The 19,998-nt window shown below is 73.2% G+C and carries 20 protein-coding genes and 2 tRNA genes; 10 read left to right on the top strand and 12 right to left on the bottom strand.

Annotated elements, in window-relative coordinates; genetic code table 11:
* Window positions 1-33: 33 nt before the first annotated feature.
* Entirely contained in the window at window positions 34-1,440 is a 1,407-nt protein-coding gene (gene lpdA, locus ABIE39_RS08450; protein WP_354051328.1) for a dihydrolipoyl dehydrogenase, read from the bottom strand.
* On the opposite strand from lpdA, the gene ABIE39_RS08445 reads away from it, so the two are divergent.
* Window positions 1,434-2,330: a hypothetical protein gene (locus ABIE39_RS08445; protein ID WP_354051326.1), complete on the top strand. Its 897-nt coding sequence runs from the start codon at window positions 1,434-1,436 to the stop codon at window positions 2,328-2,330. The genes lpdA and ABIE39_RS08445 overlap by 7 nt on opposite strands.
* Before the next feature lie 481 nt (window positions 2,331-2,811).
* Here the strand turns inward: ABIE39_RS08445 and ABIE39_RS08440 are convergent, their stop codons facing one another.
* Both ABIE39_RS08440 and ABIE39_RS08435 read right to left on the bottom strand, forming a co-directional pair.
* Window positions 2,812-3,294, bottom strand: a complete 483-nt coding sequence (locus ABIE39_RS08440) for a hypothetical protein (protein WP_086151185.1) — start codon at window positions 3,292-3,294, stop codon at window positions 2,812-2,814.
* A 16-nt stretch (window positions 3,295-3,310) separates the two neighbouring features.
* The gene (locus tag ABIE39_RS08435) at window positions 3,311-3,793 is read right to left on the bottom strand and encodes a hypothetical protein (protein ID WP_354051324.1); all 483 of its coding nucleotides are present in this window, start codon (window positions 3,791-3,793) and stop codon (window positions 3,311-3,313) included.
* A gap of 479 nt (window positions 3,794-4,272) precedes the next feature.
* Here ABIE39_RS08435 and ABIE39_RS08430 point away from each other — a divergent pair, with 479 nt between their 5' ends.
* From ABIE39_RS08430 to ABIE39_RS08420, 3 genes are all read left to right on the top strand, one after another.
* The gene (locus ABIE39_RS08430; RefSeq protein ID WP_175008283.1) at window positions 4,273-5,259 is read left to right on the top strand and encodes a DUF808 family protein; all 987 of its coding nucleotides are present in this window, start codon (window positions 4,273-4,275) and stop codon (window positions 5,257-5,259) included.
* A gap of 36 nt (window positions 5,260-5,295) precedes the next feature.
* The gene (locus tag ABIE39_RS08425; protein ID WP_175008282.1) at window positions 5,296-6,603 is read left to right on the top strand and encodes a CNNM domain-containing protein; all 1,308 of its coding nucleotides are present in this window, start codon (window positions 5,296-5,298) and stop codon (window positions 6,601-6,603) included.
* Window positions 6,604-6,704: 101 nt separating this feature from the next.
* The gene (locus ABIE39_RS08420) at window positions 6,705-7,610 is read left to right on the top strand and encodes an LLM class flavin-dependent oxidoreductase (protein WP_354051322.1); all 906 of its coding nucleotides are present in this window, start codon (window positions 6,705-6,707) and stop codon (window positions 7,608-7,610) included.
* Window positions 7,611-7,804: 194 nt separating this feature from the next.
* On the opposite strand, the gene leuD is transcribed toward ABIE39_RS08420, so the two are convergent.
* Entirely contained in the window at window positions 7,805-8,440 is a 636-nt protein-coding gene (gene leuD, locus ABIE39_RS08415; RefSeq protein WP_074809827.1) for a 3-isopropylmalate dehydratase small subunit, read from the bottom strand.
* A gap of 55 nt (window positions 8,441-8,495) precedes the next feature.
* Window positions 8,496-9,977, bottom strand: coding sequence for a 3-isopropylmalate dehydratase large subunit (gene leuC / locus ABIE39_RS08410; RefSeq protein ID WP_354051523.1), 1,482 nt, complete (start codon window positions 9,975-9,977; stop codon window positions 8,496-8,498).
* Window positions 9,978-10,138: 161 nt separating this feature from the next.
* Here leuC and ABIE39_RS08405 point away from each other — a divergent pair, with 161 nt between their 5' ends.
* The 3 genes from ABIE39_RS08405 (at window position 10,139) to ABIE39_RS08395 (ending at window position 12,169) form a co-directional block, all read left to right on the top strand.
* Complete coding sequence (locus tag ABIE39_RS08405; protein WP_034654517.1) at window positions 10,139-10,858, top strand: IclR family transcriptional regulator; 720 nt, start codon at window positions 10,139-10,141, stop codon at window positions 10,856-10,858.
* A gap of 178 nt (window positions 10,859-11,036) precedes the next feature.
* Window positions 11,037-11,204, top strand: a complete 168-nt coding sequence (locus ABIE39_RS08400) for a hypothetical protein (protein WP_354051320.1) — start codon at window positions 11,037-11,039, stop codon at window positions 11,202-11,204.
* A 2-nt stretch (window positions 11,205-11,206) separates the two neighbouring features.
* The gene (locus ABIE39_RS08395) at window positions 11,207-12,169 is read left to right on the top strand and encodes a PH domain-containing protein (protein ID WP_354051318.1); all 963 of its coding nucleotides are present in this window, start codon (window positions 11,207-11,209) and stop codon (window positions 12,167-12,169) included.
* Window positions 12,170-12,341: 172 nt separating this feature from the next.
* Here ABIE39_RS08395 and ABIE39_RS08390 read toward each other — a convergent pair.
* A tRNA-Glu gene (locus ABIE39_RS08390) sits at window positions 12,342-12,414 on the bottom strand.
* Between the two features lie 100 nt (window positions 12,415-12,514).
* Window positions 12,515-12,586 (bottom strand) — tRNA-Gln (locus ABIE39_RS08385).
* A 202-nt stretch (window positions 12,587-12,788) separates the two neighbouring features.
* Between ABIE39_RS08385 and ABIE39_RS08380 the strand changes: the two genes are divergently transcribed.
* Window positions 12,789-13,568, top strand: a complete 780-nt coding sequence (locus ABIE39_RS08380) for a class I SAM-dependent methyltransferase (protein ID WP_354051317.1) — start codon at window positions 12,789-12,791, stop codon at window positions 13,566-13,568.
* Window positions 13,565-14,212 carry a hypothetical protein gene (locus ABIE39_RS08375; protein WP_354051315.1) on the top strand — a complete coding sequence of 216 codons (648 nt, stop codon included), beginning with the start codon at window positions 13,565-13,567 and terminating at the stop codon, window positions 14,210-14,212. The genes ABIE39_RS08380 and ABIE39_RS08375 overlap by 4 nt, the downstream gene beginning before the upstream one ends.
* A gap of 9 nt (window positions 14,213-14,221) precedes the next feature.
* Here the strand turns inward: ABIE39_RS08375 and ABIE39_RS08370 are convergent, their stop codons facing one another.
* Window positions 14,222-15,145 carry a LysR family transcriptional regulator gene (locus ABIE39_RS08370; protein ID WP_354051313.1) on the bottom strand — a complete coding sequence of 308 codons (924 nt, stop codon included), beginning with the start codon at window positions 15,143-15,145 and terminating at the stop codon, window positions 14,222-14,224.
* Window positions 15,146-15,214: 69 nt separating this feature from the next.
* Here ABIE39_RS08370 and ABIE39_RS08365 point away from each other — a divergent pair, with 69 nt between their 5' ends.
* Window positions 15,215-16,468, top strand: a complete 1,254-nt coding sequence (locus ABIE39_RS08365; protein WP_354051311.1) for a YeiH family protein — start codon at window positions 15,215-15,217, stop codon at window positions 16,466-16,468.
* Window positions 16,469-16,573: 105 nt separating this feature from the next.
* Here the strand turns inward: ABIE39_RS08365 and ABIE39_RS08360 are convergent, their stop codons facing one another.
* The 4 genes from ABIE39_RS08360 to ABIE39_RS08345 form a co-directional block, all read right to left on the bottom strand.
* Complete coding sequence (locus ABIE39_RS08360) at window positions 16,574-17,362, bottom strand: HAD family hydrolase (RefSeq protein ID WP_354051309.1); 789 nt, start codon at window positions 17,360-17,362, stop codon at window positions 16,574-16,576.
* Entirely contained in the window at window positions 17,359-18,861 is a 1,503-nt protein-coding gene (gltX, locus tag ABIE39_RS08355; protein WP_186810376.1) for a glutamate--tRNA ligase, read from the bottom strand. The genes ABIE39_RS08360 and gltX overlap by 4 nt, the downstream gene beginning before the upstream one ends.
* A gap of 66 nt (window positions 18,862-18,927) precedes the next feature.
* Entirely contained in the window at window positions 18,928-19,194 is a 267-nt protein-coding gene (locus tag ABIE39_RS08350; protein ID WP_175008275.1) for a hypothetical protein, read from the bottom strand.
* A 2-nt stretch (window positions 19,195-19,196) separates the two neighbouring features.
* Window positions 19,197-19,979 carry a fumarylacetoacetate hydrolase family protein gene (locus ABIE39_RS08345; protein WP_108048496.1) on the bottom strand — a complete coding sequence of 261 codons (783 nt, stop codon included), beginning with the start codon at window positions 19,977-19,979 and terminating at the stop codon, window positions 19,197-19,199.
* Window positions 19,980-19,998: the final 19 nt, after the last annotated feature.

Raw genomic sequence — 19,998 nt, 5'->3', positions numbered from 1 at the left:
CGGCCGCCCACACCGCCGGTTGCGGCATGGGTCCTAGAAGTTGATCATGTGCCCCGCGAGACCGTGGATCGACTCCTGGACTGCCTCGGACAGCGTGGGGTGGGTGTGCACGTTGCGCGCCACCTCGTTGACGGTGAGGTCCCACTTCTGCGCGAGCGTGAGCTCGGGCAGCATCTCGGAGACGTCGGGGCCGATGAGGTGGCCGCCGAGGAGCTCGCCGTAGGTCTCGTCGGAGATGAGCTTGACGAAGCCGACCGGGTCGCCGAGGCCGTGCGCCTTGCCGTTCGCCATGAACGGGAAGGTCGCGACCTTGACCTGGTAGCCCTCGTCGCGCGCCTGCTGCTCGGTGAGGCCGAAACTCGCGACCTGCGGCTGGCAGAACGTCGCACGCGGCATCATGCGGTAGTCGCCAAGCGTGAGGGTCTCGGCGCCGCCGATGGTCTCAGCCGCGACGACGCCCTGCGCCTCCGCGACGTGCGCGAGCATGAGCTTCGCGGTGACGTCGCCGATGGCGTAGATGTGCTCGACGTTCGTCCGCATGACGTCGTCGATCGCGATGGCGCCGCGCTCGGTGAGCTGGACGCCGGTGTTCTCGAGGCCGAAGCCCTCGACGTTGGGCGCGAAGCCGACGGCCATGAGGACCTTGTCGACGACGAGCTCGCCCGGCTTGTCGTCCCTGACGCCCTTGTAGCTGACGGTGACGCCGTCGGCGCCGTTGTCCTTCACCGTCTGGACGGCGGTCGAGGTGAGCAGGTTGACGCCGAGCTTCTTGTACTGCTTGGCGATCTCCTTCGACACGTCGGCGTCCTCGTTGGGCAGCGCGCGGTCGAGGAACTCGATGATCGTCACGTCCACGCCGTAGTTCTTGAGGACGTAGGCGAACTCCATGCCGATCGCGCCCGCGCCGACGATGGCGATGGAGCGGGGCAGGTCGCGCGTGAGGATCTGCTTCTCGTACGTGACGACGTTCTCGGACAGCTCGACGCCGGGGAGCAGGCGCACCTTCGAGCCGGTCGCGATGATGACGTTGTCGAACGTCACCTGGTCGGTCGAGCCGTCGGCGAGCTTCACGTCGAGCGTGTGCGCGTCGCGGAACGTGCCGCGGCCGTCGTACTCGGTGATCTTGTTCTTCTTCATGAGGAAGTGCACGCCCTTGACGCGCCCCTCCGCAACGGTGCGCGAGCGGTCGAACGCCGCGCCGAAGTCGAAGCTGACCTCTCCGGAGATGCCGAAGGTCTTCGCGTCGTGCTGGAAGATGTGCGCGAGCTCGGCGTTGCGCAGGAGCGCCTTGGACGGGATGCAGCCCACGTTGAGGCACACCCCACCCCAGTACTTCTCCTCCACGACCGCGACCGACAGACCCAGCTGGGCTGCACGGATCGCGGCCACGTAACCACCGGGACCTGCACCGAGGACGACGACGTCGTAGTGGGATGCCATGGCCTCAAGCCTACTGGGGCAGCATCGGCCGTGGCGCGCCCGCGTGCGCGACGTCCGCCACACCCGGCCCCGCCCCGGTCCTGCGCCGTCCCGGTATTGACCGCGCGTCGGCGCCCGGGCGACGATGGCCGGGATGCGACACCTGCGGCTCCTCCTTCGTCGGCCGCGCTGAGCCCGCCGGGCGGGCACGCTCAGCGCGGCGGTGCCTGCGCGTCCCCGAGGGGCCGCACGGCGAGTGCCCGACGACGAGCCCACCTCTCGAGGAGCCCTCCCGATGCACGCCGCACCCTTACCCCACCCTTCTGTCCCCACCGTCCCGACCGTCCCCGTCGACGATGCGGGTATCGACCATGCCGAGCCGAGCTCGGGCGACAGCCGCATGCTCGGCGCGTCGTCGCGAGAGATCGAGGACCGCGCTAGCGTCCGGGGAGATCGAGCGGACGAGCGCGCAGCGCCCGAGCGCCGGGACGTTTTTTGGCGCCTGGGTCCGCCGTCCCGGCACCGACGAGCGGCCGGTCTGGGCCGCCGACCACGTGCTGCCCCACTACGGGACGGGTGCGGTCATGGGCGTGCCCGCGCCCGACGACCGCGACGCGCTCTTCGCCGCCGCGCACGGCCTGCCGACGGGGTCGGGCGAGACGCGACCGGGCGTGGACGAGGCGATCGCCCTGCTGCAGGACGACGGCGCGGGCGAGCGCGCGACGTCGTACCGGCTGCGCGACTGGCTGGTCTCGCGACAGCGCTACGAGGGAGCACCGGTCCCGGGCTGCGGCGCCGTGCCCGTCTCCGACGACGAGCTGCCCGTGCGGCTGCCCGACCTGGCCGGCGACGACCTGCTCCCCCGGAGCCGCTCGCCGCTCGGCCCCAGCGCCGAGAGGGCCTTGCGGTAGTAGCAGTCCTTGCGTTCGAGGATGATCGGCCGCACGCGCGCCGCGGCGGACTCGATGACCTCCCCGGATGAATACGAACTTCGAAGCACTACCCCAACTCCGGTGACCGGGTCCACGCCGATCTCGTCGGTGTCGTCGGCCAGCCGCTTGAGCGCCTCCCGGCCCTGCACGAACGAGTGGGCGGCGACGCGGCCGGCCCGCACGACGAAGGCGTCCACGTGTCACTGGGCGCGCACGAGGGCGTCTTCCTTCCTGCACCCGAGGGTAGGTGGCTCAGGCGGCTCGACGCCCGATACCTCGGCGCTTGGTCGCGTCGGCTCGGCGGCGGCGCGCGGGTTGCGGGCGCACCACCGACCACGTCACTCACAACTCCCAACTCTGTTCGGGTATCGAGGGTGAGGGCGGTCAGAGTCAGAAGGCACGAAGCTGGCGCCCTCCTTCGCGGAGGGCGCCAGCTCGTCGGACTCACCGAATGCGGTCGCTAGGTTGCCGGTCGGAGGAAGTCTGCGGCGAGCTCGGCGGGTGTCGCGCCCGTGAACCCGGTACCGTCCAACGGCCTCGTGAACTCCTCGGCTCGCGCACCGTTCGTGATGCCCACGTGGAGAGTGTCCTCGTTCCAACGGATCCGTTCGTAGGCCAGTGGCTCTTCGAAGTCGCGGAGCATGTCTTCCCACGTACCCAGGTCGATCAGGTAGTTCGCCCATCCGAGCCTGCACGACCAGGGTGTGAAGCCCCCTACCTGCGCCATGGGGTTGATCGGGTTCAGCCCCGAGATGTTCCGTGCGAGCGCAGTCCAGACCGTGTCCAGACTCTGTCCAAGAAGCAGATCCACACTCGTTCCCCCAACGGTCTGCACTCGCAGCCCACCGGCGAGCAGTTCTAGCGAGCGTGTGACCGGGACAAGCCCCGGTTGGCTTGCCTCGACCTGCCCGACCGCGACGATCAGCCCTCCGATGTCGCTCACGACCCTCCCAGGTTTCTCAGATGACGGCGTTGACCCACGACGGGCACACGGTCGTGCCCTCGCAATAGGACGTGATCACACCCTTCGGCTCCGCCAGCGGCACCTGGATCTTGTACTCCACCACTGTCTTCATCCGCACCGATGCCGTGACCCGGCACGTCACGATCGTCGAGCACGAACGCTTCTGCATCGTGGCGTAGTACACGCGGGCGGTGCCCTGCGCGATCGACTTGTTCCCGTCGGGGAACTGGGTCGAGACCCGGGTCGGAGACGTCGAGGTCAGTCCGTGCTTCGTGCGCAGCTTCGTCACCACGTCGGAACGAATAACCACGTTGCGCGCAGCGTGGTCCTTCCACCGGTACGACACCGTTGCGACGGCTGCCCTTGGCTGAATCAGGGTGCCAGCCGCCTCAGCGGCAAAGGCCTCCTCGATGAGCTCTTGCACCTCATCCGCAGGCATCCCAGCCGGCGTGACGACCTCGATCTCATCCCCAGTCATCACAGGGGCATCCTCAGCCCACGCGCCTGGGGCCACGGCCCCGACCACCAGGAGCGCACCCACCGCGCTCGCCAGGCCCCGCACACGTCTCGAGACACCACTCATCGGTTGCTCCTCTGCTCACGAGTCCGATCCCCCTGCGGGCGAACTCGCCCCGAACATGGCAGACCAACCGCTCGGGTGGCCTGCGCAAACACACGACTGTGATCAATCGCACAGGCGCGACCCCACCTGGACCTAGAGAAGTGGCCGCGGGACCTGGCGCTCGCGGCGACCGGCGTCGTCCCGGGCGACGGCGGGCCGCGAGGTCGTGCGCGTCGTCGTGCGCGCGCCGCACGTCGTGAACGTCGTGACGCGCGCCGCGACGTCCTGACCGCCCGACGCGAGCGGGGATGAAGTCGCTACGATGCTGCGGCCGCGTCCACTCGACCAGCAGGCCCGTGCGCGGCGACACGGGCCGGCGCACGGAGCACCCACCCATGGCTTTCGGACTCGCTGCCCTCCTGGACGACATCGCGGCGTTCGCCAAGCTCGCGGCCGCCTCGATCGACGACGTCGGCGCCGCCGCCGGGCGCGCGAGCGCGAAGGCGACGGGCGTCGTCATCGACGACACCGCCGTCACGCCCCGCTACGTCGAGGGTCTGGCGGCCAAGCGCGAGCTGCCGGTCATCAAGCGCATCGCGACGGGGTCGCTGCGCAACAAGCTGCTCTTCATCCTCCCGGCGATCCTGCTGCTGAGCCAGTTCCTGCCGTTCCTGCTCACGCCGCTGCTCATGCTGGGCGGCACGTACCTCGCGTTCGAGGGCGCGGAGAAGCTGTGGGAGCTCGTCTCGGGGCGGCACCACGCCGAGGTCGAGACGAAGACCGAGAAGAAGGCGGTCGACGAGGACTCGGTGGTGTCGAGCGCGGTGCGCACCGACTTCATCCTCAGCGCGGAGATCATGGTCATCGCGCTCAACGAGGTCGCGTCGGAGAACTTCTGGTCGCGTCTGATCATCCTCGTGATCGTGGCGATCCTCATCACGGTCCTCGTGTACGGCGTCGTGGCGCTCATCGTGAAGATGGACGACATCGGCCTGCACCTCGCGAAGCGCGACACGCCGTGGGTCCAGTCGTTCGGGCGCGGGCTCGTGGGCGCGATGCCCAAGGTCATGTCCGTCATCTCGATCGTCGGGATCGTCGCGATGCTCTGGGTCGGCGGGCACATCCTGCTCCAGGGCACGTACGACCTCGGCTGGCACGGCCCGTACGACGTCGTGCACCACCTCGAGCACGCGGTGACCGGCGTCGCGGGCGTGGGCGGGTTCCTCGGCTGGCTCGTCAACACGGCGTGCTCCGCCGTCGTCGGGATCGTGGTCGGCGGCGTGGTGGTCCTCGTGGCGCACCTCGTCCCGCGCCGCAAGCACGGCGAGCCCGGCGCGACGGAGGCGACGACGCCCGAGGGCCCCGCCCCGACCGCCGGCTGAGCCCACGCCGGGCCGGGCGGTTTGGTTGGATGAGGCATGGACTCCGGCACCTGGACCAACATCGGCCTCGTCCTGCTCTTCATCCTCGTCGGCGGCGTGTTCGCCGGGACCGAGATCGCGCTCGTCTCGCTGCGTGAGAGCCAGGTCGCCCGCATCGAGAAGCAGTCGGCGCGCGGCGCGCGGGTCGCGGCGGTCGCGCGCGACCCCAACCGCTTCCTCGCCGCCGTGCAGATCGGCGTGACCGTCGCGGGGTTCTTCTCGGCCGCGTACGGCGCGTCGACGCTCGCACCGGACCTCGCGCCCGCGCTCGAGGACCTGGGGCTGTCGAGCGGGCTCGCGGACACCGTCGCGCTGGTGGGGCTCACGCTCGTCATCGCGTACCTCTCCCTGGTGCTCGGCGAGCTCGTGCCCAAGCGCATCGCGCTCCAGCGCTCGGCGGGCGTCGCGCTCGTCGTCGCCCCTCCCCTGGACCGCTTCGCGACCCTCATGCGGCCCGTCATCTGGCTGCTGTCGCGCTCGACCGACGGCGTCGTGCGGCTGCTCGGCGGCGACCCCTCGGCGCGCAGCGAGGAGATGAGCGAGGAGGAGCTGCGCGAGATCGTGCTCGCGCACGAGTCGCTGCCCGAGGACGAGCGCCGCATCCTCGACGACGTGTTCGCGGCGGGCGACCGCTCGCTCGCCGAGGCGATGACGCCGCGCGGCGAGGTCGCGTTCCTCGCGGCCGACACCCCGCTCGCGGACGCCGCCCAGACGGTCGCGGCGGGTCCGTACTCGCGCTACCCGGTGACGGGCGACGACTTCGACGACGTCGTCGGCTTCCTCCACGTGCGCGACCTGCTCGGGCGGGACTGCCCCGACCACCCGCCGACGGACCCGACGACGGGGCGCACCCTCACCGTGCGCGACGTCGTGCGGCCCATCCTCGCGCTGCCCGCGACGAACACCGTGCTGCCCGCGATGTCGCAGATGCGGCGCGAGGGCGTGCACATCGCCGTCGTCGTGGACGAGTACGGCGGCACCGACGGGATCGTCACGCTCGAGGACCTCGTCGAGGAGCTCGTGGGCGACATCCGCGACGAGTACGACGCCGACGAGCCGTCGCCCGCGCGCGAGCACGGCGCGACGACGAGCGTCGACGCCGGCCAGACGATCGAGGAGTTCGCGCGCCGCACGGGCGTCGAGCTGCCCGACGGCCCGTACGAGACCGTCGCCGGCTTCGTCCTGGCGCAGCTCGGCCGGCTCGCCGTCGTGGGCGACCACGTCGACACCGACGGCCACCGGCTCACGGTGACCGACGTCGCGCGGCGCCGCATTGTCCGCGTGGACGTCGTCCCGCTCCCCTGACCGCACGACGCTGAGTGCAGGAGACAGTCGCGTCCCGGCACCTCGGACGCGACTTCTTCCTGCACTGAGGGGTGTGGGTGGGGGCGCGTAGCGTCCGGTGGATGAGCGCAGCGACGACGGGGACAGGGATCAAGGTCGGGGTGGTCGGGAGCTTCGGCTCCGCCGCCCAGGTGCTGGAGATGGCGGTCGGGGCGGAGGACGCCGGCTGGGACGGGTTCTTCTCGTGGGACGGGCTGAGCCTGCTGTCCATGCCGGTCAACACGTTCGACCCGTGGGCGGTGCTCGCGGCGGCGGCGGTCCGGACCGAGCGGATCACGCTGGGCGCGATGGTCTTCGCGCTCCCCCGCCGCAAGCCGTGGGAGGTGGTGCGCCAGGCGCTGACGGTCGACCACCTGTCGGGCGGCCGCCTCGTGCTGCCGGTCGGCGTCGGCGTGCTCGACGACGGTGGGTTCTCCGCGGTGCCGGGTCAGCCGCAGTCGCTGCGCGAGCGCGCCGAGCTGCTCGACGACGCGCTCGCCTATCTCGACCGCGCGTGGACCGGCGAGCGGTTCACGTTCGAGGGGACGCACGTGCGGACCGGGGAGATGCAGTTCCTCCCGCAGCCGGTGGAGCGCCCTGTCGTCGGCTACCACGTGCCGGTGTGGCCGGTCGGCGTGTGGGACGCCGAGCGCCCGCCGGTGCGCTCGCTCGACCGCACCCTGCGCGCCGACGGGATCGTGCTCCAGCTCCGCGGCGACCGCGGCTTCGACGTGCCCACGCCCGACGACGTCTCCGCCCTCGTCGGCTGGCTCACCACGCGTCGCGCCGAGCTGGGCCTCGACGCGGCCCAGCCGTTCGACGTCGTCGTCCAGGGCGAGCTCCCGGCGGACCGCTCCGCGGCGGCCGACCAGCTCGCGGGCCTCGCCGACGCCGGAGCGACCTGGTGGGTCGAGTCCCGCTGGAACCCCGAGACCGCGACCCCGGACTCGCTCCTTGCCACGATCCACGCAGGCCCGCCCCGTCCCTGAGCAGGGACGGACCCAGGCGGCGTATGCGCAGGCTTCACCGCGCGACGTGTCGGGGACACGATCACGGGCGGGCTCTGGGGTGGTGACGACGGGTCGTGGCGGGCCTGGCGGGAGCAGGGCGAGGGACGAGCCCTGCGGATGGTAGACCCGTCGTCACCACCCCAGAGCCCGCCCCCGACCACGGACCCGACGAGTCAGACCGGCCGCGCCGCCTCGATCTCGACCTTGGGCAGCGTCTTCGCCGGCAGCGTCTTCGGCCGCCACGACGCGCGCGTCGCCTCGAACGCGGAGATCTCGTCCGCGTGCTGGAGCGTGAGGCCGATGTCGTCGAGGCCCTCCATGAGGCGCCAGCGCGTGTAGTCGTCGATCTGGAACGGCACGGTGACGTCGAGCGCCGACGCGGTGCGGGCGACCAGGTCGACGGTCACCTCGGTGCCCGGGTTGGTCTCGAGGATCTTCCACAGGAGCTCGACGTCCTCCTGCGCGACGATGCCCGCGACGAGGCCCTGCTTGCCGGAGTTGCCGCGGAAGATGTCGGCGAAGCGGGACGCGAGGACGACGCGGAAGCCGTAGTCCTTGAGTGCCCAGACAGCGTGCTCGCGCGACGAGCCCGTGCCGAAGTCGGGGCCGGCGACGAGCACGGAGCCCGCGCGGTAGGCGTCCTGGTTGAGGACGAACGTGGGGTCGCCGCGCCACGCGGCGAACAGCGCGTCCTCGAACCCGGTGCGGGTCACGCGCTTGAGGTAGACGGCGGGGATGATCTGGTCGGTGTCGACGTTGCTGCGGCGCAGCGGGACGCCGACGCCGGTGTGGGTCGTGAACTTCTCCATGACGGAACCTCTTCGGGTCTTCGGGGCGACGGGTGGGCGGCGCGGTGCGGCGGGCTCAGACCTGCACGAGGACGCGCGGGTCGAGCGGCGCGAGCGGCGTGCCGTCGAAGGACGTGATGTCGGTGCCCTCGGGCAGGTCGAGGTCGCTGAGCGACGACAGCGTGCCCCGCAGCGCGGTGGCCGCGGCGACGAGCGGCGACACGAGGTGGGTACGGCCGCCCTTGCCCTGGCGCCCCTCGAAGTTGCGGTTGGACGTCGAGGCGGCGCGCTCGCCCGGCTGGAGCTGGTCGGGGTTCATGCCGAGGCACATCGAGCAGCCGGCGTTGCGCCACTCCGCACCGAAGTCGAGGAAGATCTGGTCGAGGCCCTCGGCCTCGGCCTGGAGGCGCACGCGCGCGGACGCCGGGACGACGAGGACGCGGACGCCGTCGGCCTTCTTCTTGCCCTGCACGACCTTCGCGACCGAGCGGAGGTCCTCGATGCGGCCGTTGGTGCACGACCCGATGAAGACCGTGTCGACGGGGATCTCGCGCAGCGGCTGGCCCGGCGTGAGGCCCATGTACTCGATCGCGCGCTCGGCGGCGACGCGCTCGTTCTCGTCCGCGATCTGCTCGGGGACGGGCACGGTCGCGGAGATGGGCAGGCCCTGGCCGGGGTTGGTGCCCCACGTGACGAAGGGCTCGAGGTCGGACGCGCGGAGCGTGACCTCGGTGTCGAACACGGCGTCGTCGTCGGAGCGCAGCGTGCGCCAGTACTCGACGGCCGCGTCCCAGTCGGCGCCCTCGGGCGCGTGCGGGCGGCCCTTGAGGTACTCGAACGTCGTGTCGTCCGGGGCGATCATGCCGGCGCGCGCGCCCGCCTCGATCGACATGTTGCAGATCGTCATCCGCGCCTCCATGGAGAGCGTGCGGATGGCCTCGCCGCGGTACTCCAGGACGTAGCCCTGGCCGCCGCCGGTCCCGATCTTGGCGATGATCGCGAGGATGATGTCCTTGCTCGTGGCGCCGGGCGGCAGCTCGCCGTCGACGTTGATCGCCATGGTCTTGAACGGGGCGAGCGGGAGCGTCTGCGTGGCGAGCACGTGCTCGACCTCGGACGTGCCGATGCCGAACGCCAGCGCGCCGAACGCGCCGTGCGTCGAGGTGTGCGAGTCGCCGCACACGACCGTCAGGCCGGGCATGGTGAGCCCGAGCTGCGGCCCGACCTGGTGCACGATGCCCTGGTCGGCGTCGCCGAGCGAGTGGATGCGGACGCCGAACTCGCGCGCGTTGTTGCGCAGCGTGTCGATCTGCGTGCGGCTCGTGAGGTCCGCGATCGGCAGGTCGATGTCGAGCGTCGGGGTGTTGTGGTCCTCGGTCGCGATGGTGAGGTCGGGGCGGCGGACCGGGCGGCCCGCGAGGCGCAGCCCCTCGAACGCCTGGGGGCTGGTGACCTCGTGCACGAGGTGGAGGTCGATGTAGAGGAGGTCGGGCGACCCGTCGGTGCCTCGTCGCACCAGGTGCGCGTCCCAGACCTTCTCCGCCAGCGTGCCGGCCATGTAGCTCATCTCCTCGTCGTCTGTCACGGTCCTCCTGGGGGGTACGGAGAGCCGCCTGGGTCGATGGTCCGCCGTCCGGCATCCTGCCGGGGAAGACGTCCAGCGGGTGGAACATCCGTGCCGGACTTGCATCTCAGTGCGTGAGACGTCAATATCGACCTATGGACAATACTAGCGGAGTCGGAGTGCTGGACAAGGCGGCCTCCGTCCTGGGCGCCCTGGAGTCCGGACCTGCCACCCTCGCCCAGCTCGTCACGGCCACGGGCCTGGCCCGCCCGACGGCGCACCGCCTCGCCGTCGCCCTCGAGCACCACCGCATGGTCGCGCGCGACATGCAGGGCCGGTTCGTCCTCGGCCCCCGGCTCAACGAGCTCGCGACCGCGGCCGGCGAGGACCGGCTGCTCGCCGCCGCGAACCCCGTGCTGACGGCGCTGCGCGACCACACGGGCGAGAGCGCCCAGCTCTACCGCCGCCAGGGCGACCACCGCATCTGCGTCGCGGCCGCCGAGCGCCCGGTCGGCCTGCGGGACTCGATCCCCGTCGGCGCGACGCTCACGATGAACGCCGGCTCTGCGGCCCAGGTGCTGCTCGCCTGGGAGGAGCCGGACCGGCTGCACCGCGGGCTGCGCGAGGCCGTCTTCACCGCGACCATCCTCTCCGGCGTCCGACGCCGCGGGTGGGCGCAGTCCGTCTCCGAGCGCGAGCTCGGCGTCGCGTCGGTGTCGGCGCCCGTGCGCGGCCCGTCCGGCCGGGTCGTGGCCGCCGTCTCCATCTCGGGCCCGGTCGAGCGCCTCAGCCGTCAGCCCGGGCGGCTGCACTCCGGCTCAGTCGTCGCCGCCGCGAACCGCCTCACCGAGGTGCTGCGCCGCGCCGGCGAGTGAGCCGGGCCGACGCCGGCCCGTACCGGGTCGGCGTCGGCGTGCCGCGGGCCGCAAACGGGACGCGCCCTGTCAAAATGTCCCCGGCTGCTGCCATGCTGTGCGTGCCCCGACGCCCGGACAGCGCAGCGGTCGCGGGGGCGACCGCTGACCGTCCGATCCCGAGACACGAGGAGTTCCGATGCACCCGAAGCTGAAGGCCGCCCTGATCTGGGTCCTCGTGATCTTCGCCGTGTACGCGATCGTCACGAGCCCGGCCCGCGCGGCCGACATCGTCGAGGGCGTCTGGGACGTGATCGTCGGGGCGTTCCGCTCGATCGGCCAGTTCTTCAGCTCGCTCCTGGACTGACCGTGGCCCGCGGCGGACCTCGCAGCAGGATCCTGGACCGCTACGTGCTCAACGGCGAGCGCGTCGTCATCGCGACGCGCCACCACTGGGGGATGCTCGTCGAGCCCGTCGCGACGACGGTCGCGGGCGCGGCCGTGATCGCCTGGCTCGTCGTGCAGGCCGGCCCCGCGGTGGGCGACGGCGTGCTCGTGCTGTGGTGGCTGTGGCTGATCCTCGCCGCCCGACTGGTGTGGAAGGTCTTCGAGTGGCGCAACGAGTGGTTCGTCGCCACGGACAAGCGCCTGCTCCTGCTCTACGGCCTCATCACGCACAAGGTGGCGATGATGCCGCTCACCAAGGTGACGGACATGAACTACGGGCGCTCGCTCGTCGGGCGCGTCCTGGGCTACGGGCAGTTCCTGCTCGAGTCCGCCGGGCAGGACCAGGCGCTGCGCCAGATCGACTGGGTCGCGCGCCCCGACCGGACCTACCGCCTGCTGTGCGACACGTTGTTCATCCCGGGTGCCCGCCCGGGCGGAGCGCCGGTCGGACCGGGCGGAGCCGCCGCGACGACCGCTGGCCCGTTGCCCGCGACCGTCCCGCCGCCCGCGCCGCGACCGCCGCAGCCCGCCGAGCCCCCACCGGTCGAGCCCGCGCCCGCGTGGGACGGCCACAGCCGGGCCGCCACGACCCCACCGCCCCCGGCGCCGCTCCCGACGGACCCGCGGGTCGTCGTCGTGCCCGGCCGGTCCGCCGGCGTGTCGAGCGGGCCGACGCAGCCGATCCCCGCCACGGGCGACGCCCACGCGGGGCAGGTCGCCCCGCGCCCCGACGGCGGGCCGGCGGCCCCCGACGAGGGCGAGCCGGGCTGGACCGTGTCCGGGGAGCACCGCGCGACGTACGTCCCCGTCACGCCGGCACGCCCGTCGTCGACGCCCATCCCGAAGCCGTACGAGCCCGGCCCGGGGCGCGACGGCGCACCCTGACCCTGCCCGCACGAGCTCCCGCCACGGGCCTCTCCACCGGCACCGGTGGCCCCGCGACGTGCGTCACACCGGGCGGGCCCGGCCGCGGCGCCGCGATCACCCGGAGATCGAACAAGCGGCTGAAGAAACGACGAAGGCCCGGTCACCGTGATGGTGACCGGGCCTTCTTCTGTACCCCCAACGGGATTTGAACCCGTGTTACCGCCGTGAGAGGGCGACGTCCTAGGCCGCTAGACGATGGGGGCCTGTGGAGCTTCGTACCGTTTCCGGTCCGTTTCTCCGGTGAGAACTCTACCTCATGTTTCTCGCGGTCTTGACCGCTCGATCCAGAGCCGGAGCTCTTCGCTGGGGTACCAGGACTCGAACCTAGACTAAGTGAACCAGAATCACTCGTGCTGCCAATTACACCATACCCCAAGGGGGTAACCGATCCGCGTCAGGAAGCCGTGACGACGAGTCATAGACCCGTCCCCTGGCTCCCTCCCGTGGAGGTCCCACCGGCCGAGAACATTACCGGACATGCCGACGCGGACCAAATGCGCCTCGCGCACCCGAGCCGTCCCCCGACCTCCGCGTGGCGCGGTCGACGCGCACGGCCGCCGTCTGGCACCGTCAGGCCATGAGCCCTGGAGACTCCCTCGACCCCGGTTCGCGCGCCGACCGGGCCGCGTCGTTCGAGCACGGCGCCGCGCAGTACGCCTCCACCCGGCCCTCCTATCCGGACGCGGCCGTCGACTGGCTCGTGCCCGACGGCGCCCACCGCGTCCTCGACCTCGCCGCCGGCACCGGGAAGCTCACCGAGCGGCTCGTCGCGCGCGGCCTCGACGTCGTCGCCGTCGAGCCGTCGGACGCGATGCGCGACCGTCTCGCGGAGACCGTCCCCGACGCCGAGGCGCTCCCCGGATCGGCGGAGGCCGTCCCGCTGCCGGACGCGAGCGTCGACGCCGTGCTGGTCGCCCAGGCGTGGCACTGGTTCTCTCCCGCTGCCCAGCCGGAGATCGCGCGCGTGCTGCGGCCCGGCGGCCGGCTCGGCATCGTGTGGAACGTCCGGGACAGCTCGGTGGACTGGGTGGGCCGGTTCACCGAGATCATCCACCGGGGCGACACGCTCGAGCACAGCTACCGGGAGCCCGCGCTCTCCGAGCGCCTCTTCACGACGCCCGAGCACCGCACGGTGCCGTGGGCCGACCGGGTCACCACGTCCTCGCTGCGCCCGCTCGCCGCGTCGCGCAGCTACCTCCTGACCCTCCCGCCCGCGCGGCGCGAGGAGCTGCTGGACGAGATCGATCGGCTCGTCGCGACCCATCCCGACCTCGCCGGCCGCACCGAGGTGGACCTCCCCTACCTCGCCCAGTGCTGGCGCGCGGACGTGCGCCCCGACGCACCGGGTGCAGCGTGACCGGCCGCGGCGCCCACGGCGCGGTCACGGGCGACGACGTCCGGATGGCCGTCCGATGGCTCGCCGACCGCCTCGCGGGCCAGCCCGTGTCGGCGTTCGACGCACAGGCAGGCCCGGTCCGCTGGTCGTGCTGGACGACGACGGAGCACGTCGTGGACGACCTCCTCGCCTACGCGCTCCAGCTCGCGGCACTCCCCGCGCTCGCGTACGTGCCGCTCGTCGGGCCCAAGGGCGAGGGCGAGATCGCGCACGTCGACCGCGCGGCCGGGACGGCGGGGCTCGTCGAGGCGCTCGTCGGCGGCGGGGAGCTGCTCGCGACGCTCGCCGAGACGCGGCCCGCGGACGCGCGCGCCTTCCACCCGTACGGGGTCTCGGACGCCGACGGCTTCGCGGCGATGGGGGTCGTCGAGGTCCTCGTGCACGGCCACGACGTGCTCCTCGGGCTCACGGACGCACCGAGCCCGTTCCCCCCGGGGCTGGCAGCCCGGGCGCTGGCCCGCCTGTTCCCCGACGTCGACACCAGCCCGGACGAGGACCCGGACGCGGTGCTCCTCTGGGCGACAGGCCGAGGCGAGCTCCCGGGCCGACCGCGGCGCACGCGCTGGCGCTGGGACGCGACCGTGCGCGCGGACGCGCCGGGCTGAGCCGGTCCGTCAGCCCGACGACGCGGCGGCCGCCGCCGCGATGCGGCGCGCGGCCGAGGAGAGCGCCGTGCCGTCCTTCCAGACCATCCGCAGCCGACGGTCCAGCTCGAGCCCCGGCACCGCGACGCGCACGAGCGCACCCCGGGCCACGTCGTCGGCGACGGCGAGGCTCGACAGCACGGCGACCGCCCCGCCGTGCTGCACAGCCGTCTTCAGCGCGGCCGTGGAGCCGAGGTAGGGCAGGTGGTCCGGCAGGCGCTCCCCGAGCGCCGCGAGGCCGCGCTCGAGCGTCTCGCGCGTCCCGGAGCCGCGCTCGCGCACGACGAGCCCCCCGGACAGCAGCTCGTCGACGCGCACGGCGCTGCGGCGCGCCCAGGGGTGCGCCGGGCCGACGACGACGACGAGCCGGTCGTGCGCGACGGTGCGGCTGCGCAGCCCGCGCCGCAGCGTCGCGCTCTCGACGAACCCGAGCTCCACCCCGCCGTCGAGGACGAGGTCCGTCACCTCGCGCGAGTTGCGGACGACGAGCTCGACGTCGGGAGCCCCGCCGCCCGGCGCCCCCTCGAGCGCGAGCCGCGCGAGCCAGCGCGGCGCGAGGTACTCCGCGACCGTGAGGCTCGCCGCGACGCGCACCCGGGCCGCCGGGGCGTCGCGCAGCGCCGCGACGGAGGTCTCGAAGCGGTCCGAGGCCTCGATCACCTCGCGCGCCCACGCCGCCGTCGCGCGGCCGGTCTCCGTGAGCCGGGACCCGCGCGTCGTGCGCTCGAGAAGGTCGAGGCCGAGACGGCGCTCCAGCGCGCGCAGGCCCGCCGACGCCGTGGGCTGGGCGACGCCGAGCGCGCGGGCCGCCGCGCTGATCGACCCGTGCGAGTCGGTCGCGACGAGCAGCTCGAGCGCGGAGAGGGACGTCCGGTCGCGGGCGGTCGGGGCCATAGGCCCACTCTATGCCTCGCGAGGGAAGTCGCTCTTCTGCCGCCGCACCGGCCGCAGCACGCTGGAAGCATGACCCAGCCTGCACCTCCCTCGACCCGCACGGAGGCCCTCGCGACCCGAGGCGTCCCGGCGGTCACGGCCGCTCCCCCGGCGCCCGCACCCGACCGGCGCCCCGACGCACCGCGCGGACCGCGCGACCTCGTCCCCGGCCTCGTGCTCGTCGGCGCGGCGACGCTCCTCGTGCTCGCGGGCGCGCGCCTGGTCCCGACGGTCTCCCCGCTCGTCGTCGCGCTCGTCCTGGGCGCCCTCGTCGCCCCGGCGCTCGGCCGGCTCGCGACGACCCGGCGGGGCGCGGCGACGGTCGCCGCCACGCGTCCCGGCGTCGCGTGGACGTCGCGCGTCGTGCTCCGGGTGGGCGTCGTGCTGCTCGGCTTCCAGCTCTCCCTCCCGGAGGTGCTGGGGCTCGGCTGGCGCGGGCTCGTCGTCGTCACGACGACGCTCGCCGTCACGTTCGCGGGCACGCTCGCGCTCGGCCGCGTGCTGCGCGTGCCGCGCGTGACGACGCTGCTCGTCGCGACCGGCTTCTCCGTGTGCGGGGCGGCCGCGATCTCCGCGATGCAGGGCGTCGTGGACCGGCCGGGCCGCACGCCCGACGAGGTGCGCGAGGACGACGACGGCGTCGCCACCGCGCTCGCGCTCGTCACCGTCTACGGCACCCTCGCGATCGTCGTGCTGCCCTGGCTCGCAGGGCTGCTCGGGCTCACCGACGACCGGGCCGGGCTCTGGATCGGCGCGAGCGTCCAGGAGGTCGCGCAGGTCGTCACCGCGGCCGGGACGATCTCCGCGCCGGCGCTCGCCACCGCGACGGTCGCGAAGCTCGCGCGCGTGGCCCTCCTCGCGCCGCTCGTCGCCGTCGCCGGGGTCGTCGTGGCACGCGGGGCCCGACGCGCGGCGGCGCTCGCGAGCACGAGCACGCTCGGGACGCCGGGCACCGCGCCGTCGACCGGTGCGGAGGACGGCGAGCCCCGCGGCGTGGGCGCGGGTGCGGAGGCCGAGAAGCGACGCGTCGCCCCGGTGCCGTGGTTCGTCGTGGGGTTCGTGGCGGCGGTGGCGCTCCGCAGCCTCGGGGTCGTGCCCGCGCCGGTGCTCGCCGTCCTCGTCACGGCCTCGACGCTCGCGTTCGTCGCGGCGATGTTCGCCCTCGGGCTCGGCGTGGACGTGCCGACGCTCGTGCGCACCGGGCGGCGGTCGCTCGTGCTGGGTGCGCTGTCCGCGGTGCTCGTCACCGCGACGGCCCTCGTGGGCCTCCTGCTCCTCGCCTGACAGCCCACGATAAAGCGGCCCGGTCCCGCGAGGAACCAGGGGCTCTACCTCGCAGGACCGGGGCTCTGCCTCGCGGGCGGGGGCTGTGCCTCGCAGGGCCGGGGGTTAGCTCGGCGCGGGGGTCTGCGCGGCCGCGACGCCGAGCGTCGCGGGGAGGTCGTCGAGGCCGTGGACGACGTGCACGCCCGACGCGCGGGCGGACGCCGGGTCCTCCGGGTGCGGGCCGCCGCGGCGGGTGCCGGGGCGGTCGAGCCACACCCCGACGAGGCCCGCCGCGAGCGCGCCGCGCGCGTCGACGTCGAGCTCGTCGCCGACGTACGCCGTGCGGGCCGGGTCGGTGCCGAGACGACGGCACGCCTCGGCGAACACGCGCGGGTCGGGCTTGCCGAAGCCGAGCGTGTCCACCCCGACGAGCAGCGGCACGTCGGCCAGGCCCGCGGCCGCGAGCTTGCGGGTCTGGAGCTCGACGCGCGCGTTCGTCAGCGAGCCGACGCGCACCCCGGCCCCTGCGAGCGCGTCGAGCACCCCACGGGAGTCGGCGAACGCCGTCCACGACGCCTCGAACGTGCCCCAGAAGAGGTCCTTCCAGTCGACGTACGCCGCGTCGTCGAGCAGCTCGCCGCCGAACGCCGCCTGGAGCTCGTTGGCGCGCGCCATGCGCTGGGCGTCGAAGTCGACCTCGCCGCGCGTGTACGCGCGGTAGTGCCCGTTGGGGTCGGCGCGCCACAGCGCGAGGACGTCGTCGTAGCGCTCCTCGGGCAGGTGCGGCAACCACACCCGCGACGCGGCGGCGATGGCCTCGGCGAAGGCGGCGCGCGTGTCGACGAGCGTGTCGTCGACGTCGAACAGGACACCCTCGAGGAGCGCGGCCGCCGAGGCCGCGGCGTCGGTCACAGCGCGTCCCGCAGGCGCACGAGGCGCTCCAGCGTCGAGCCCTTGCCGAGCAGCTCCATCGACTCGAACAGCGGCGGCGAGACGCGGCGGCCCGTGAGCGCGACGCGCAGCGGCGTGAACGCGAACCGCGGCTTGACGCCCATGCCCTCGACGATCGCGTCGCGCAGGCGCTCCTCGATGGCGGCGGTGACGAACTCGTCGTCCTGCAGCACGTCGAGCGCGGCGATCGCCGCGGCGAGGATGTCCTTCGCGTCGTCGCGCAGGGCGCCGCGCGCGTCGTCCTCGACCGTGAGCGCGTCGTCGGCCGTGAAGAGGAAGCCCAGCATCCCGACCGACTCGCTCAGCAGCACCATGCGCTCCTGGACGAGCGGCGCGGCCGCCGTGAGGATCTCCTGGTTGCGGGGCGACAGGTCGGCGAACGAGTCCGCCGGCACGAGCCCGCCCGCGTGCAGGTACGGGACGAGGCGGTCGCGGAAGTCCTCCGGCGCGAGCATCCGCACGTGCGTCGCGTTGATCGCCTCGGCCTTCTTGAGGTCGAAGCGCGCCGGGTTCGGCAGCACGTCGTGCACGTCGAAGGCCTCGACCATCTCGGTGACCGTGAAGATGTCGTGGTCCGGCGAGATGGACCAGCCGAGCAGCGCGAGGTAGTTGAGCAGGCCCTCGGGCGTGAACCCGCGCTCACGGTGCAGGAACAGGTTGGACTCGGGGTCGCGCTTGGAGAGCTTCTTGTTGCCCTCCCCCATGACGTACGGGAGATGGCCGAACTCCGGCATGACGTGCGCGACGCCGATCTCCAGCAGCGCCCGGTACAGCGCGATCTGGCGCGGCGTCGAGGACAGCAGGTCCTCGCCGCGCAGCACGTGCGTGATGCCCATGAGCGCGTCGTCGACGGGGTTCACGAGCGTGTAGAGCGGCTGCCCGTTCGCGCGCACGAGCGCGTAGTCCGGGACCGAGCCCGCCTTGAACGTGATCTCCCCGCGCACCACGTCGGTGAAGGTGATGTCCTCGTCCGGCATCCGCAGGCGCAGCACCGGCTCACGGCCCTCGGCGCGGAAGGCGGCCTTCTGCTCGTCCGTGAGGGTGCGGTCGAAGTTGTCGTAACCCTTCGTCTTGAGCCCCGCGGCGGCGTTGCGCGCGTCGGACTCCTCCGGGGTCGAGAACGACTCGTAGACGTACCCGCCCTCGACGAGCCGCGCGATGACGTCCTGGTAGATGTCCGCGCGCTGCGACTGCCGGTACGGCTCGTGCGGGCCGCCGACCTCGACGCCCTCGTCCCAGTCGAGCCCGAGCCAGCGCAGCGCGTCGAGGAGCTGCTGGTAGCTCTCCTCGCTGTCGCGCGCCGCGTCGGTGTCCTCGATGCGGAACACGAACGTGCCGCCGGTGTGCCGCGCGTAGGCCCAGTTGAACAGCGCGGTGCGGATGAGCCCGACGTGCGGCGTCCCGGTCGGGGACGGGCAGAAGCGGACGCGGACGGGCGAGGAACCAGGTGCGGGGATCACGGCTCCCAGCCTAGTTGCCCGACGCCGCCCGGCACCCGCGCGTCCGGCGTCGGGCCCGTCCTCGTCTCAGTCCGGGACGGTCTCCGCCGCGCCTCCCGCGCGACCGGCCCGCCACGACCGCGTCGCCACGACCGCCGCCCCGAGGGCGGCGCCCGCGAGCGCGCACCCCGGGACCAGGATGATCGCCAGGACGACGGCGTACGCCAGCACCTCGCCCGGGGGCACGTTCCCCGAGGCGATCGCGAGGACCGCGAGCACGAGGACGACCACGCACGGGACGACGGCACCCCAGCCCGCCCACCGCGCGACGGCGCGGCCCGGACCGCGTCCCACGATCAGCCGCGCCGGACGACCGGGTTGCTCAGGACGCCCAGCCCCTCGACCTCGCACTCGACGCGGTCGCCGACGTCGATCAGCCCGACGCCGGCGGGCGTGCCGGTGAGGATGACGTCGCCGGGCAGCAGGGTCATCGCCTCGGAGACGTACGACACGAGGAACGGGATGTCGAAGATCATGTCGCTCGTGCGGCCGTCCTGCTTGACCTCGCCGTTGACGCGGCTGCGGACGCCGACGTCCTCGGGGTCGAGGTCGGTGTCGATCCACGGCCCGAGGGGGCACGCGGAGTCGAAGCCCTTGGCGCGCGCCCACTGGCCGTCGGTGCGCTGCGCGTCGCGCGCGGTGACGTCGTTCGCGACCGTGTACCCGAGCACGTACGCCGGCGCGGCCTCGGGCGACACGTCCTTCGCGAGGCGACCGATGACGACCGCGAGCTCGGCCTCGTACGAGACCTCCTGCGAGAAGTCGGGCAGGACGATCGGGTCGTCCGGGCCGACGACCGACGTGTTCGGCTTGAGGAACAGCAGCGGGCTCGTCGGGACGTCGTTGCCCATCTCCTTCGCGTGGTCCGCGTAGTTGCGGCCCACGGCGACCACCTTGGAGCGCGGGATCACCGGCGCGAGGAGCCGGACGCCGTCGCCCAGCTCGACGCGCTCACCCGTCGGCGTGACGGGCATGTAGAGCGGGTCGCCCGTGAGGACCGCGAGGTACGTGCGGTCCCCCTCCTGCTGGACGAGGGCGTAGCGGGGGTCGTCTCCGGTGGTGAATCTCGCGATGCGCACGGGCCCAGGCTATCCGGCC

Origin of the sequence: Cellulosimicrobium sp. 4261 (assembly GCF_040546915.1) — a bacterium.
GTDB lineage: Bacteria > Actinomycetota > Actinomycetes > Actinomycetales > Cellulomonadaceae > Cellulosimicrobium > Cellulosimicrobium cinnabarinum.
Note: the sequence above shows the minus strand (reverse complement) of the source record. Positions and strands in the feature narration are given on the sequence as shown.

Bases quoted from the DNA above. Each gene is read 5' to 3' on its own strand.
- ABIE39_RS08430 (WP_175008283.1), top strand. From the start codon at position 4,273: ATGGCTTTCGGACTCGCTGCCCTCCTGGACGACATCGCGGCGTTCGCC.
- ABIE39_RS08370 (WP_354051313.1), bottom strand. From the start codon at position 15,145: ATGGCCCCGACCGCCCGCGACCGGACGTCCCTCTCCGCGCTCGAGCTG.
- leuC (WP_354051523.1), bottom strand. From the start codon at position 9,977: ATGGCCGGCACGCTGGCGGAGAAGGTCTGGGACGCGCACCTGGTGCGA.
- leuD (WP_074809827.1), bottom strand. From the start codon at position 8,440: ATGGAGAAGTTCACGACCCACACCGGCGTCGGCGTCCCGCTGCGCCGC.
- ABIE39_RS08405 (WP_034654517.1), top strand. From the start codon at position 10,139: ATGGACAATACTAGCGGAGTCGGAGTGCTGGACAAGGCGGCCTCCGTC.
- lpdA (WP_354051328.1), bottom strand. From the start codon at position 1,440: ATGGCATCCCACTACGACGTCGTCGTCCTCGGTGCAGGTCCCGGTGGT.
- ABIE39_RS08435 (WP_354051324.1), bottom strand. From the start codon at position 3,793: ATGACTGGGGATGAGATCGAGGTCGTCACGCCGGCTGGGATGCCTGCG.
- ABIE39_RS08400 (WP_354051320.1), top strand. From the start codon at position 11,037: ATGCACCCGAAGCTGAAGGCCGCCCTGATCTGGGTCCTCGTGATCTTC.
- ABIE39_RS08425 (WP_175008282.1), top strand. From the start codon at position 5,296: ATGGACTCCGGCACCTGGACCAACATCGGCCTCGTCCTGCTCTTCATC.
- ABIE39_RS08420 (WP_354051322.1), top strand. From the start codon at position 6,705: ATGAGCGCAGCGACGACGGGGACAGGGATCAAGGTCGGGGTGGTCGGG.
- ABIE39_RS08365 (WP_354051311.1), top strand. From the start codon at position 15,215: ATGACCCAGCCTGCACCTCCCTCGACCCGCACGGAGGCCCTCGCGACC.
- ABIE39_RS08380 (WP_354051317.1), top strand. From the start codon at position 12,789: ATGAGCCCTGGAGACTCCCTCGACCCCGGTTCGCGCGCCGACCGGGCC.
- ABIE39_RS08445 (WP_354051326.1), top strand. From the start codon at position 1,434: ATGCCATGGCCTCAAGCCTACTGGGGCAGCATCGGCCGTGGCGCGCCC.